The sequence below is a fragment of the Kitasatospora sp. NPDC091257 genome (genome assembly GCF_044757675.1).
In the GTDB taxonomy this organism is placed as follows: Bacteria; Actinomycetota; Actinomycetes; order Streptomycetales; family Streptomycetaceae; genus Kitasatospora; species Kitasatospora lactacystinica.
This window is the reverse complement of sequence record NZ_JBIVVI010000078.1, coordinates 1-14,238: the sequence shown is the minus strand read 5'-3', so window position 1 is coordinate 14,238 and position 14,238 is coordinate 1. Positions and strand designations below refer to the sequence as shown.

The 14,238-nt window shown below is 70.2% G+C and carries 8 protein-coding genes and 2 pseudogenes; 6 read left to right on the top strand and 4 right to left on the bottom strand.

The annotated features are described in order from the left end of the window. Positions 1 to 44 precede the first annotated feature (44 nt). On the bottom strand, positions 45 to 4,991 hold the full coding sequence (locus ACIQOV_RS05960) for an NAD-glutamate dehydrogenase (protein WP_401045363.1): 4,947 nt from the start codon (positions 4,989 to 4,991) through the stop codon (positions 45 to 47). Positions 4,992 to 5,275: 284 nt separating this feature from the next. Next, positions 5,276 to 6,901 (bottom strand): L-glutamate gamma-semialdehyde dehydrogenase, encoded by a 1,626-nt coding sequence (gene pruA, locus ACIQOV_RS05955; protein ID WP_380548195.1) that lies wholly within the window; start codon positions 6,899 to 6,901, stop codon positions 5,276 to 5,278. Positions 6,902 to 7,210: 309 nt separating this feature from the next. On the opposite strand from pruA, the gene ACIQOV_RS05950 reads away from it, so the two are divergent. From ACIQOV_RS05950 to ACIQOV_RS05925, 6 genes and pseudogenes are all read left to right on the top strand, one after another. Next, a complete protein-coding gene (locus tag ACIQOV_RS05950) occupies positions 7,211 to 7,864 on the top strand; it encodes an FMN-binding negative transcriptional regulator (protein WP_331768872.1) in 654 nt (217 codons plus the stop codon). Positions 7,865 to 7,900: 36 nt separating this feature from the next. After that, positions 7,901 to 8,624 (top strand): annotated as a pseudogene (locus ACIQOV_RS05945) (B3/4 domain-containing protein). A 69-nt stretch (positions 8,625 to 8,693) separates the two neighbouring features. Further along, positions 8,694 to 9,452 (top strand): hypothetical protein, encoded by a 759-nt coding sequence (locus ACIQOV_RS05940; protein WP_401045360.1) that lies wholly within the window; start codon positions 8,694 to 8,696, stop codon positions 9,450 to 9,452. Positions 9,453 to 9,613: 161 nt separating this feature from the next. Continuing rightward, entirely contained in the window at positions 9,614 to 10,063 is a 450-nt protein-coding gene (locus tag ACIQOV_RS05935; protein WP_331768644.1) for a TIGR03618 family F420-dependent PPOX class oxidoreductase, read from the top strand. A gap of 962 nt (positions 10,064 to 11,025) precedes the next feature. After that, on the top strand, positions 11,026 to 12,171 hold the full coding sequence (locus ACIQOV_RS05930) for an MFS transporter (RefSeq protein ID WP_401045357.1): 1,146 nt from the start codon (positions 11,026 to 11,028) through the stop codon (positions 12,169 to 12,171). A gap of 125 nt (positions 12,172 to 12,296) precedes the next feature. After that, positions 12,297 to 12,992 carry an HAD family hydrolase gene (locus ACIQOV_RS05925; RefSeq protein WP_401045354.1) on the top strand — a complete coding sequence of 232 codons (696 nt, stop codon included), beginning with the start codon at positions 12,297 to 12,299 and terminating at the stop codon, positions 12,990 to 12,992. 134 nt (positions 12,993 to 13,126) lie between these two features. On the opposite strand, the gene ACIQOV_RS05920 is transcribed toward ACIQOV_RS05925, so the two are convergent. Both ACIQOV_RS05920 and ACIQOV_RS05915 read right to left on the bottom strand, forming a co-directional pair. After that, positions 13,127 to 13,525, bottom strand: a complete 399-nt coding sequence (locus ACIQOV_RS05920; RefSeq protein WP_401045352.1) for a hypothetical protein — start codon at positions 13,523 to 13,525, stop codon at positions 13,127 to 13,129. Between the two features lie 26 nt (positions 13,526 to 13,551). Continuing rightward, positions 13,552 to 14,091, bottom strand: a pseudogene (locus ACIQOV_RS05915) (transposase); the annotation flags it as partial. Between the last annotated feature and the right edge of the window lie 147 nt (positions 14,092 to 14,238).

The following is a 14,238-nucleotide window of genomic DNA, read 5'->3' as shown; positions in this document are numbered from 1 at the left end:
GGGCCCGCGGCGGGGCCCGCGGGCCCCTCCGGTACAGCCGTCCGTCAGCGCATCGAACCGGTGCGCAGCAGGGTGCGGATGACGCGCATCGCGACCGAGAGGCTGGACAGCTCGAAGTTGTCCGAGCCCCTTATGTCGTCGAGGGTGCTCTTGGCGCGGTTCAGCAGGGTCGAGTTGAGCTCGGCCCAGGCGGTGTACCGCTCCTCCGGGGTGGCGCCCTCGGCGCCGCAGGCCAGGACGTCGGCGGTCAGCGCCGCGTGCGCCGCGAAGAGGTCCTCGCGGATCGCGGCCCGGGCCATCGACGACCAGCGGTCGGTGCGGGGCAGTTCGATGATGCGGTCGAGCAGGTGCGAGATCTGGAGCCGGTCGCCCAGGTCGTAGTAGAGGTCGGCGACCTCGGCGACGTCCTTGCCGGAGCGGTCCGCGACCTCGGCGACGTCCAGGGTCGGGAAGACCGAGGAGAGGCCGGCGATCCGGGTGGCCAGCTCCTCCGGCACCCCGGCCGCGGCGAGCTCGCCGTACACGGACTCGAACCAGGTCAGGTCCTCGCCGCGCAGCGGCTTGGGCAGCGAGGCCCAGACCTGGTTGACGCGGTCGTGGAAGAACTCGATGGTGCCGGCGATGTCGAGCGGCTGGCGGCGGTTGTTGAGCATCCACCGGGTGGCGCGCTCGACCAGGCGCCGCGAGTGCAGGCGCATCTTGGTCTGCACCCGGGCCGGGACCTTGTTGTCCAGGTCCTCGATCTCGGCCCAGATCGGCTCCAGGTCGAAGACGGCCCGCGCGGCGGTGTGCGTCCGGGCGATCTCCTCGTAGGTCGCGCCGGTCTCCTCCTTCAGGCGGAAGGCGAAGGTGCAGCCACCGCGGTTGATCGTGTCGTTGACGATCAGCGTGGTGATGATCTCGCGGCGCAGCGCGTGGTTGTCGATCGCGTCGGCGAACTTCGCCCGCAGCGCGCTCGGGAAGTACTCGTGCAGCGCGCTGCGGAAGAACGGGTCGTCCGGCAGCTCGGTGGCCAGCAGCTCCTCGGCCAGGATGATCTTGGTGTACGCGAGCAGGACGGACATCTCGGGCTGCGAGAGGCCGCGGCCGTTCTGCTGGCGCTCACGGATCTGGCGCTCGGTGGGCAGGAACTCCAGGCCGCGGTCCAGCTGGCCGGCCGACTCGAAGCGGCTGATCATCCGGGCGTGCACGTTGACCATGCTGTGCGCCTGGGCGACGGCGTTGGCCAGCACGACGTTCTGCGCGTAGTTGTTGCGCAGCACCAGGTGGCCGACCTCGTCGGTCATCTCGGCCAACAGGACGTTGCGCTGCTTGACCGTCATGTCGCCCTCGGCGACGACCTGGTTGAGCAGGATCTTGATGTTGACCTCGTGGTCCGAGGTGTCCACACCGGCGGAGTTGTCGATCGCGTCGGTGTCGATCCAGCCGCCGGTGCCCTCCGGGCCGCCGGTGGCCGCGTACTCGATGCGGCCGAGCTGGGTGCAGCCGAGGTTGCCGCCCTCGCCGATGACCCGGGCGCGGACCTGCTCGCCGTTGACCCGGATGGCGTCGTTGGACTTGTCGCCGACCTCGGCGTTGGTCTCGGTGGAGGCCTTGACGTAGGTGCCGATGCCGCCGTTCCAGAACAGGTCGACCGGGGCCTGGAGGACCGCCCGCATCAGCTCGGCCGGGGTCAGCTTGGCCGCCTCGACGCCGAGCGCGGCCCGGACCTGCGGGGTCAGCTGGATCGCCTTGGCCGACCGGGGGTACACCCCGCCGCCGGCCGAGATCAGCGACTTGTCGTAGTCGTCCCAGGAGCTGCGCGGCAGCTCGAACAGCCGGCGGCGCTCGGCGTACGAGGAGGCCGCGTCCGGGTTCGGGTCCAGGAAGATGTGGCGGTGGTCGAAGGCGGCGACCAGGCGGATGTGCTCGCTGAGCAGCATGCCGTTGCCGAAGACGTCGCCGGACATGTCGCCGATGCCGATGACGGTGAAGTCCTCGGTCTGGGTGTCGACGCCGAGCTCGCGGAAGTTGCGCTTGACCGACTCCCAGGCGCCGCGGGCGGTGATGCCCATGCCCTTGTGGTCGTAGCCGGCCGAGCCGCCGGAGGCGAACGCGTCGCCCAGCCAGAAGCCGTAGGACTCGGCGACGCCGTTGGCGATGTCCGAGAAGGTCGCGGTGCCCTTGTCGGCGGCGACGACCAGGTAGGTGTCGTCCTCGTCGTGGCGGACCACGTCGGCCGGGTGCACGACCTCGCCGCCGACCAGGTTGTCGGTGATGTCGAGCAGCGCCGAGATGAAGGTCTTGTACGAGGAGACGCCCTCGGCCAGCCAGGCGTCGCGGTCGACCGTCGGGTCCGGCAGCTGCTTGGCGACGAAGCCGCCCTTGGCGCCGACCGGGACGATGACGGTGTTCTTGACCATCTGCGCCTTGACCAGGCCCAGGATCTCGGTGCGGAAGTCCTCGCGCCGGTCGGACCAGCGCAGGCCGCCGCGGGCGACCTTGCCGAAGCGCAGGTGGACGCCCTCGACCTGCGGCGAGTAGACCCAGATCTCGAACGCCGGGCGCGGGGCCGGCAGGTCCGGGATGGCCTTCGGGTCGAACTTCATCGACACGTAGGAGTGCCACTCGCCGGAGGCGGTGCGCTGGAAGAAGTTGGTCCGCAGGGTGGCCCTGATGAGGTTCAGGAAGGAGCGCAGGATGCGGTCCTCGTCCAGCGAGACGACCTCGTCGAGGGCGCCGGACAGCTCCTCCAGGATGCCCTCGGTCAGCTCCAGGGCGCCCGAACGGTGGCTCGGGCTCAGCCGGGCCTCGAACAGGTTGACCAGCAGGCGGGTGGTGTGGGTGTTGTTGCGGAGCGCGTCCTCCATGTAGTCCTGGGAGAACGTGGAGCCCGCCTGGCGCAGGTACTTGGCGTACGTGCGCAGCATCATCGCCTGGCGCCAGGTCAGCCCGGCGGTCAGCACCAGCTCGTTGAAGCCGTCGTTCTCGGCCTTGCCGGTCCAGGTGGCGGCGAAGGTCTCCTGGAAGCGCTGGCGGGCCTCGTCGGTGAGCTCGGTGGCCTCGCGCAGCTTCAGGCCGAAGTCGTAGACCCACGCGGTGGTGCCGTCGGAGCGGCGCAGCGCGTACGGGTGCTCGTCCAGCACCTCGACGCCCAGGCGCTGGAGCACCGGCAGGACCTCGGTGAGCGAGATCGGGCCGCCGACCCGGTAGATCTTGAAGCGGCGGTCGTCGTCGCCGGCGCCGACCGGCTGGTACAGGTTGAGGCGGAAGTCGCCCTCGCCGTGCAGCGACTCGATCTGCTTGATGTCGGCGACGGCGGTGCGCGGCGGGAAGTCGGCGCGGTAGCCGTCGGGGAAGGCGTTGGCGTACTTGTGGCCGAGTTCGGCCGCCTTCTCCTCGCCCAGCTCGGTGTGCAGCTGGTCGTGGAAGCCGTCCATCCAGAACCGGGCGGCCTCGGCCAGCCGGTTCTCGATCCGCTCGATGTCCGTGTCGGAGAGGTGCGGCAGCTCGGTGCCCGGGGCGACCCGGACCACGAAGTGCAGGCGGGTCAGCACCGACTCGGTGGCGTACACCGTGTAGTCGATGGTGGCGCCGTTCAGCTCCTCCTTGAGGATGTCGGTGATCAGCAGCCGGATGCGCGTGGTGTAGCGGTCGCGCGGCAGGTAGATGAACGCCGAGAAGTAGCGCCCGTACTCGTCCTGGCGCAGGAACAGCCGCAGCTTGCGGCGCTCCTGGAGGTAGAGCACGCTCGTCGCGATGGAGAGCAGCTCGGAGGCCGGGGTCTGGAAGATCTCGTCCCGCGGGAAGGTCTCCATGATCTGGAGCAGGTCGCGGCCGTCGTGGCTCTCGCTGGAGAAGCCGGACTCCTCCAGCACCTCCTGGACCTTGCGGCGCACGACCGGGATGCGGGTGACCGACTCGGTGTAGGCGGCGGAGGAGAACAGGCCGAGGAAGCGGCGCTCGCCGATCGGCTCGCCGGCGGCGTTGAACTTCTTCACGCCGACGTAGTCCAGGTAGGACGGGCGGTGCACGGTGGCCCGGCTGTTGGCCTTGGTCAGGACGAGGAGCTTCTTCTCGTGGGCCTTGGCGCGCACCGGCGCGGAGAGCCGGCCGAAGGCCTCGCTGACCGCGTGGTGGGCGTCGTCGTGGCTGTGCGGGTCGGCGCGCAGGATGCCGAGGCCGGTCCCGGCGACGGCCTTGAGGACCTCCTCGCCCTCGTGCTCGACCAGGTCGTACTCGCGGTAGCCGAGGAAGGTGAAGTGGTCGTCGGCGAGCCAGCGCATCAGCTCCCAGGCCTCGCCGACCTCCTGCTCGGGCAGGCCGGCCGGGGGCTGCTCGGCCAGCTCGTCGGCCAGGCGCAGCGCGCTCTCGCGCATCTTGCCCCAGTCCTCGACGACCTCGCGGACGTCGCCGAGCACGCGGCGCAGGTCGGCCTCGATGGAGCGCAGGTCCTCGCGGTCGGTCTCGCGGTCGACCTCGATGTGCATCCACGACTCGACGGTCGCGTCGGCCGGCCAGTCGGTGCCGGCGGCCTGGCTGCGGGAGCAGGCGTCGACGTCCAGGATCTCCAGCAGCTTGCCGGTGATGTCACGGCGGACGACCAGCTGGGGGTGGATCACGATGTGGATCGCGCGGTCCTGGCGGGACAGCTCGTTGGTGACGGAGTCGACCAGGAAGGGCATGTCGTCGGTGACGACCTCGACCACGGTGTGGCCGCAGGACCAGCCGTTCTCCTCGACCGAGGGGGTGTGGACCCGCACCTCGGCGGTGCCCTGCGGGCGCTTGAGGCCCAGCCGGTAGTGGGAGGCGGCCGCGCCGTAGACGTCGACCGGGTCGCGGTCGACCAGGTCCTCGGGCGCGGTGTGGAGGTAGTAGTGGTGCAGGTACGCGGTCAGAGCGCCATTGCTCAGACCTTCCCCCGGCGCCGCTCCCCCCACCTGGCTGTTCTCAGCGGCTGCGGCTGCCTTCTTGAGCAGTTCGGCCTTGGCTGCGTCCAGCTTGGTCTGCATGACTTCTTGGCTCCTGTCGCGCGCCGTTGCGTGACTCGGTGGTGTGTGGATGTACACCGACGGGTCACCGCAATCCTGCCGCACCATCCGACTGAAAGGGGCTCATGGCACGCATGAAACGTCCTCCCAGCGGGTAGGACGACTCATTCGTCCTGCAGCCACCCGACGACGCCAGCCAGCCTAACCGGATCAATCGAAGGTGGACAGGGACAGGTAGGCGCAAACCCGCAGGAAGTCGGGTCCGTCCTGGACACCATGTCCAAACCGGAGTCCGGTGTTCACTCTCAGCCCATGTGCGGGTAGCCGTGGTGCGTCGGCGGGACGAAGGACTCCTTGATCGACCGTGCGGAGGTCCAGCGGAGCAGGTTCTGCGCGGCGCCCGCCTTGTCGTTGGTGCCGGAGGCCCGGCCGCCGCCGAAGGGCTGCTGGCCGACGACGGCCCCGGTCGGCTTGTCGTTGATGTAGAAGTTCCCGGCCGTGAAGCGCAGCTCCTCGACGGCCTGGGCGATGGCGTAACGATCCTGCGCGATCACCGAGCCGGTCAGGCCGTACGGGGCGCCGTCGTCGACCCGGCGGAGCACGTCGTCCCAGCGGGAGTCCTCGTAGACGTGGACGGCGAGGATCGGGCCGAAGTACTCGGTCCGGAAGATCTCGCCCCGGTGGTCGGAGGAGACCAGCACGGTCGGCCGGACGAACCATCCGATCGCGTCGTCGTACTGTCCGCCGGCCGCCAGTTCGATCGTCGGATCGGCCTTCGCCCGGTCGATGGCGTCCCGGTTCCGCTCGAAGGCGCGCCGGTCGATGAGGGCGCCCATGAAATTGGACAGGTCGGTCACGTCGCCCACCGCGAGCGCGTCCACCTCGGCCAGGAAGTCGTCCTTGATCCGCTGCCAGAGGCTGCGCGGCAGGTAGGCGCGGGAGAGCGCCGAGCACTTCTGGCCCTGGTACTCGAAGGCGCCGCGGATCAGCGCGGTCCTCAGGATCTCCGGGTCGGCCGAGCGGTGGGCCAGCAGGAAGTCCTTGCCGCCGGTCTCGCCGACGATCCTCGGGTACGTGCGGTAGCCGCCGATGTTGGCGCCGATGGTCTGCCACAGGTACTGGAAGGTGGCGGTGGAGCCGGTGAAGTGCAGCCCGGCGAGCGCCGGGTCGGCCAGCGCCACCGGAGAGACCTGGAGGCCGTCGCCGGTCACCAGGTTGATCACCCCGGGCGGCAGGCCGGCCGCCTCCAGCAGCCGCATCAGGTGGTGGGCGGCCAGGGTCTGGGTCGGCGCGGGCTTCCAGACCACGGTGTTGCCCAGCAGCGCCGGGGCGGTGGGCAGGTTGCCGGCGATCGCGGTGAAGTTGAACGGGGTGACCGCGTAGACGAAGCCTTCCAGCGGGCGGTGGTCGGTGCGGTTCCACACGCCGGGCGAGGAGGCCGGCTGGTCGGCCAGGATCTGCCGGGCGAAGTGGACGTTGAACCGCCAGAAGTCGATCAGCTCGCAGGCGGAGTCGATCTCCGCCTGCTGAGCGGTCTTGGACTGGCCGAGCATGGTGGCCGCGTTGAGCGTCTCCCGCCAGGGGCCGGCGAGCAGGTCGGCGGCGCGCAGGAAGACCGCCGCGCGGTCGTCGAAGGAGAGCGAGCGCCACTGCCGCCCGGCGGCCAGCGCCGCGTCCACCGCCGCCCGGGCGTCCTCCCGGGTGGCGTTGCCGAGCACGCCCAGCTTGGCGGCGTGGTGGTGCGGCTGGACGACCTCGATCCGCTCACCGCCGCCGAAGCGCTGCTCGCCGCCGATGGTCATCGGCAGCGGGACCTGCTCGGCGGCCAGCTCGTCCAGCCGCCGGACCAGCCGGCCCCGCTCCGGGCTGCCGGGCGCGTACGCGTGCACCGGCTCGTTGACCGGCACCGGGACCTCGGTGACTGCGTCGATGGGCGTGGTTCGTGGTGGTATTTCGGTTCGGGTGTTTTGCCGAATTGGTCGGTGGGGTTTTCTTGGTCGGGGTTGGAATGGTCGGGTGGGGGCCCGGCACGGGTGTCGGTGTTCGGTTTGTGCCGGGGTTCGGCCGGGCCGTCCCGCGGCCTCGCCGCTGCTGCCGCTTTGCCGTCCGGGCCGGTGCTGTTCGTCGTCGCCGTCCGGGCGCTGCTGCTCTCCTGCGTTGCCGTCCGGGTGCCGTCGTCCTGGCGCCGGTCCGCCGTCCGGCGCGCCGGCCTCGGCGGCTCCCCGTCTCCCGGCGCCTGCCTGCTCGCCCGCTGCTGGGGCCCTGGCCGTCGTCCTGGTACCTGGATCGCCGACGGCCACGACTTCGGGCTCCTGAGCGTCAACGGCCTGCCCGGTCACCCACCCGCCGCTCTCCCCATCCACTTCGCCTGCGACGGACAGAACCTCCTGATCCACCTCGCCCGCCCCAACCCGGCCTGGAAGGCGATCGAGCACGACCCGAACGTCACCCTCACCGTCACCGGCGACTACGCCTTCATCCCCGGCCCCTGGCGCGCCGAGCCCGGCACACCGCCCCACGACGGCGTCCCCACCAGCTACTGCACGGCCGTCCAGTTCACCTGCCGCGCCCACGTCGACGATCCCGATCCCGATCCCGAGGCCAAGGCCAAGGCCGAGCTGCTGCGTCGCCAGCTCGCCCGCTTTCAGCCCGACGGCGACCACGCGCTCGTTGCCGTCGGCCGGCCACCGCACGGGCGGATGCTGTCCGGCGTCCGCGGCCTGCGCCTGGAAGTCACCGAAGTACGGGCCAAGTTCACGTACGACGACGAGGAGCCCGTCGGGCACCGCGCCGCCGTCGCGGACCACCTCGTCGCACGAGGCCAGGGCCTCGACGCGCCCGCCGCACGCCAGCAGCTCCGCCGCCTGGACCGCATCGGCACCTGGATGCCCTGACCCACACCCGCCCAAATCACCGAACGGAGCCCGCCCATGCCCGCCTTCCGCCTCGACCCCGCCGTCGCAGAAGACTTCCCCGACACCCTCATCGCTGTGGTCACCGCCCTCGGTGTCCGCGGCCACGAAACCTGGCCTCTCACCACCGCAGGCCTGGAGGAGTTGGAGCGGCAACTCGCCGACGGCACCTGGCAGCCCGCCGACGAGGCAGCCCGCCGACGAGGCGGACCCCCGCATCGAGGCCTGGCACACCGCCTACCGCTCCTTCGGCACCAACCCCCGCCGCACCCGCCCCAGCGTCGACGCGCTCGGCCGACGCCTCGCCAAGAAGGGCGCCCTGCCGCGGATCAACCCGGCCGTCGACTCCTACAACGCCGTCTCCGCACGCCACGGCCTGCCCGCCGGCGCTTTCGACCTCGACCACGTCACCGGCGACGTCACCATCCGCCGCGCGGACGGCACCGAGACCTTCACCCCGCTCGGCGAACCCGACACCGTCGAACACCCCAACCCCGGCGAGATCATCTACGCGGACACCACCGGAGTCCTGACCCGCCACTGGAACCACCGTGACGCCCACCGCACCCGCGTCGCCGAAGACTCCCGATACGTCGCCTTCGTCCTCGAAACTCTCCACGCCACCCGCGACGGCCATCACCTCGAGTCCGCCGCCGACGAGCTGCAGAGCCTGCTCACCCCGCACACCGACCAGAGCACCGTGCACTACCTCAGCCCGGCACACCCCAAGGTCACCACCTGACAACTCCACACGAGCTGATGCATGAGCAACCTCTCCCCGGCCCGGCGGTCACCGCCCCCCTGGGGAACCGTGACCGCCGGGCCGGGGAATTGCGTGATCGTCGACACGCGGCGGCTCGCGGAACTGCTGGAGGAGCGCGGCGACGTCGAGGGTCGCCGTATACCGGCAGGGCAGGCGAGCCGTCCCACACCCGCGGCAACATGGCGGTGCGACTGTCCGAACTGCTGGCGCGGCACGGGCCGTGTCGAGGAGGCGATCGAGGTGATGCGCGCGCAGGCCGACGCCCCCGGCGGCGCGGAGGACTGGATCCTTGACACGCCGTGCACCCTGTGTGCCGACCGGGGCCGCGCCCAGGACGGCTTGGACTACCTCGACGACCTCAAGGTCCGCCGCGGCGAGGAGGAGTGGGAGCTGTTCCGGATCCGGCTGCCGCTGATGGCCGCCTGCGACCGTGTTGACGAAGCGGTCGAGCAGGCCCGGGTCCATTCCGAGGGCGACATCTCGTACTCGGTCTCGTCCGTCGCCAGGATGTTGGCCGGCGCCGGACGCACTGAGGAAGCCCTCGCCCTTCTCGAACGGCAATCCCCCGCCGACAGGCAGGCCCGGACCGATTGCCTCATCGAGCTCGGCCGGTCATGGACGCCGTGGCCGTTCTTCGGTCGTACGAGCAACAGCCACCCGTGCACCGGGACGGCTCCTGGTACGACGAGCCCCCGTTCTGATGCCGCCCCGGCCCGCGGCGCGCCCTGGACCGGGCGCTCGACGTCCTCCCGAAGCGCCTGGCTGTCGACCTTGCCCACCTGGCGTTCTGCGACTCCGGCGGCCTGAACGAACTGCTGAGGATCCGCCTCGCCGCCGAGGCCGCCGACGAGGCCGCCAGCGCGAACGCCTCTACCCCACCCCCGACCGGCAGAACGACCCTCACGGCTTCATCAGCGGCTTCACTCGCATACGCGGTCGGCACCCTTCGTGGTTGGTAGCCTCCCGGGATGACCGCGACTTTCGACGAAGCCGTCCGCGCTCGGTTGCAGGCACCCAACATCTGGTACGTGGGCACCGTGTTCGCCGACGGGGCACCGCAGGTCAGCCCGATGTGGGTGGATCTGGAGGGAGAGGGGGAACTGACGTTCAACACCTCAGTGGGGCGGGTGAAGGAGGAGAACCTGCGTCGCGACCCGCGCGTCTGTCTCTCGCACGCGGACGCCACCGACCCCTTCGACCGCGTGCAGATCAGCGGTGTGGTGTCCCGCTTCGTCGAGGGCGAGGAGGCGCACGAGCGGATGGACCGGCTGGCCCGCAAGTACCTGGGCGTGGAGCGCTACGAGTGGACCATGCCGGGTGAGCAGCGGGTCGCGGTGATCGTGCGCCCGGTCAAGGTGCGGCACATTGTCGGGGTGGAGCGGTTCCGACCCGGCGGCCCCGTCCCCGCCCCCGAGTAGTGCACCTGCCGGGCAACTGCTGACAGCCTGGAGACCGAGGGCGCCGACCACCATCGAGCGGCCGGCGCCCTCGGTCCGGTTTGCCGGCGCTCGCACTCTGTCCCTGTGGGTGTTCGGCGGGTGTGCCGTGGGAGGAGCCGCCTGTCGGACACCTTTCCAGCGGGCACCACCACGACCGCCACCGCGTGCTACGGCACCGCCACTGCCGACAGCCGGGACCGACTGCACCCCCGGCCTACCCACCGCACCTGCTGGCTCGACCACGACGGCTAACTCCCCGTCATTGAGGGCACGTTGATCCACCTGCAAGTCGACCACCTGCCCGGCGACCGTGATCCCAAGCCGGTGTGGCTGTGGTGGACCGTCGACCGGTGCAAGGGCTGCGCGCGGCCTCGGAATTCCGCTGGGCGGGAACTCCGTAGCTCCTTTCCCGCAATGCGGGTTCCTGGCACGGTTGCCGCCCTTCCGCAATGCGGGCTGCGGCGGCGGTGGCTAGCGTTCTCGACGAAGCAAAAGCTTCGGTGTCCGGCCCAGCGGAATAACCCTGCTGGGCCGGTCCGGTCAACTGCTGCTCTGATACGAGGAGGGGTCGTCTGTCGTGGACTGGCTTCATTTCGAAATGGCCAAGTTCACCATGTCGGAGCGCATCCGTGAGGCGGAGCATGCGCGTCTGGCTGCGGAGACGTGGCGGGGACGCCGCCGCCAACGGCTGCCGATCCGGTCCTGGCGCAGCCGTCGGAATCCCGCCAAGGCCGTCCCGCGCACTGCCTAGTCCAGTCCGTACAGCCTCCCTCTCTGCCACCTCGTCAATTCTGAGGAGCGGCGTAATTGGGGGCTTTGCGATAAAGCCGCTCCTAGGGACATCTATGCCTGTCTCTCTTCGGCCAGCGAAGGCCGATCCCATACGCCGTGATCCGCCTGCCGGAGTTCGCGCTGTACTGGCGGTTCCGCATGTTCCGCACTTGCTGTTGGCCTCGCTCGTCGGTCGTCTTCCTGCGGCGTCCGCGCCGTTGGCCATCCTGCAGTACGCGGTGGCCGCAGGAAGCAACTACCTGTGGGCCAGCGTCATTGCAGGGCTCTACGGCCTCGCGGCGACGATCGGCCAGCCAGTGCTCGGCCGCCTAGTGGATCGGCACGGGCAATGCCTCCCGTTGATCGCGGCTGCGACCATCTCCGCCGCAGCCATGATTGTCCTCGCGGTTCTCGACCCCCGACAGCGGCTTCCCACCGCAGGCGCGGCCGTCGTTGCCGGCCTCGCCACCCCGCCCTTGGAGGGATCCTTGCGAGCGCTATGGTCGCAAGCCGTTCCGCAGCGACTGCAGACCGCGGCGTTCTCACTCGACGTCGCCGCACAGTCCCTGCTGTTCGCCCTCGGTCCCTTACTGGTGAGCGCGACGATGGCGCTGTCCGAGGCCGGGACGGCACTGATTCTGATCGCCGTCGTCGGCTGGCTGGGGACATGGGCGATGACCACGTCGGCGCCATCCCGTGCCTGGCAGCCCCCTCCTGCCGGGCCAACGAACTGGATCGGGCCGATGCGCTCAGGGGAGCTACGAGGCATCGCCATCGTCCTCCTACTGGTCGGCATGGCCCTGGGAGCGCAAGGCGTTGCCGGAACGGCCTGGGCCGACAGCGTGGGCGAGCGGACCAGTGCAGGCGTTCTCCTCGGGGCGTTCAGCGCGGGCAGCTGCGTGGGGGGCCTGGCGTTCAGCCGGCGGCAGGCCGGCACAGTGGGCGACCGGACGCTGCTGCATCTGGTGGCCGGGTTCACACTCGGATGGGCCCCGCTGGTGGTCGCGCCACCCAACCTGGCGGTGATGGCCCTGCTCACACTGGTACCTGGTCTGTTCCTCAGCCCGCTACTGGGCGTCGTGTTCGAACGCGCCGGACGGACCGCGGATCCTGGCTGCCTGACCGAGACCTTCTCCTGGCTCGTGGCCGCCGTGGGCACCGGCAGCGCCATCGGGACGGCGCTCGCCGGTCCACTGGCCGACCACCACGGGGCCGTCGCCTCATACGCCCTGGTCCTGGTCGCCGCCGCCACCGGCCTCGGCCGTCTGGCCAGCTGCCTAGCTGCGGCCGCACGTGCGGTACCGAACACAGCCTGAACCCACAGACCCAGCGGCCACAGCGTGCCCCGACCAACGGCTGCGCCGCCCAGAGCAGACACGCTCCTGGCCACCGGTGCGCCACTGCAATCTTTCCGCCATTTAGCAAGAGAGAACCCGAACCCATGACCCCCCGAAGGCACTGCATCTGGGACTGGAACGGCACCATCCTCGACGACAACCAGGCCCGCCTGCTCGCTGTCAACGAGTCACTGGCCGCGCTCCAAGTCGGGCCGATCAACATGCAGCAATACCGCGACACCTACTGCGTGCCCGTCCCCGACTTCTACGCCCGGCTTCTCGGCCGACAGCTCACTCGCGACGAATGGCCGATCGCCGACGATATCTACCAGGCCAGCTACCGGCGTCACCTGCCGCACGCCAGCCACCTCATGAGCGGCGCTCGCGCCGCACTGCTTTCGTGGATCGCCCGCGGCGGCACCCAGTCCCTGCTGTCCCTGCACACCCACGAACACCTCCTCGCCGAGCTCTCCCACCACGGCGTCGGTACCCTGTTCCGCCTCGCCGAGGGCCGCAGGGGCCCCACCGGCGGTACCAAGGCCGCCGCGATGCGCCGTCATGTGCAGAACCTCGGCTTGCCCCCGCAACAGATCGTCGCTATCGGCGACGCTGCCGACGACGCCTTCGCCGCCGCACAGGCCGGCATTGGCGTTGTCCTCTACACCGGCGGATCCCACTGTGAGGCCGCCCTCAGAGCCACCGGAGCCCCCGTCGCGCACACACTGGCAGAGGCCATCGATCTGGCGCTTCGCAAGCCGTCACCGACTCGACCGATGGCTCGGGCTGGCGCCGCGGCCTGAGGCAACCGGAACCCGGCGCCAAGGCTCGGCACACGGTCACCTCAGGCGATTCCTCTCCGAAACGACACCTCAGAGGGCGGAACGTAAGCTGATGTCCGTTTCGCCGTAGCGGAGGACGTGGCCGCGCCGGACGGCTACGGTCGCGGCAGGGTGAACAATCCCGGTTCGGTCTCGGCCAGGATGTTGCGCCCGGTCAGGCGCTTGAGCTTCAAACGGACGTTGTTGATGTTGTTCGGAACCGGGTCCAGGTCCATCGCCTCGCACACGCCCCGTGCCCGCAGCGGACCGTCTGCCTGGGCGAACACCACCATGATTTCCTGGTAGGCCGCCCCGTCCGGCAGCTTCGGGGCGGACACCAACGGCGCGGGCAGGTCCGGGTCGGGCAGCTCCAGCAGCGTCTTGCGGGTGATCCGCACTTCCTCGGCGGCCCGACCGAGCTCGTCCAGCACGGCGGTGAGCCGCGTGATCTGCTCGCGGGTCTCTTCGGCCTGCGCGGCGATCTCCCGCTCGCGCTCCTCCAGCCGTACCAGCACCGCCCCCAGGGTCAGGTCCCCGCTGGTCACGCGCCGCGCCATGACGTCGCGCCGCCGGTCAGCCGACGTACCATCACGTCGCTTATCGCCCAGTAGACCCGGGACTCGGCCGAGGCGGGGCGGTGCTCGTAGTCGCGTACCAGCCGCCGATGCAGCATCAAGATCCCGTTCGTCTGCTCCACTCGCCAGCGGATCGGCTGCGGGACGAACCCGGTCTCGGCCGGTTTGCGCTCGACGACTTCGACGTCGATGCCCACTTGCTGGCCGTGGTCCACGACGGTCTTCTTGAACCCCTGGTCCACCAGAGCCTTCGTCACGGTGCCGCCACTGCCTGCTGCGACCTTGTCGAGCAGAGCGGTGCCGAAGGCGTTGTCGTGGACGGAGGCCGCCAGCACGACCACGGCGATCACCAGGCCAAGCACGTCCACGGCGAGTCCCCGCTTGCGGCCGGGCACCTTCTTCGCCGCGTCGCGTCCCGTCGTCTCGGCCGGCACCCCAGCCGCCGCGTGCAGGCTCTGGGTATCGAGCACCACCAGACTGGGGTCGGCTAGGGCGCGTATTCGGTCGTGATCAATCTGTGTGATTCACCTTCGCGGCGGGTCCTGATCCGGTAGACCGTGGTGTGTGACGCGAGCGCAACTGACGGATGCGGAGTGGGTGTTGATCGAGCCGTACTTGCCGATCGGCGAGTACGGCCCGTACCCGGAGCGGCT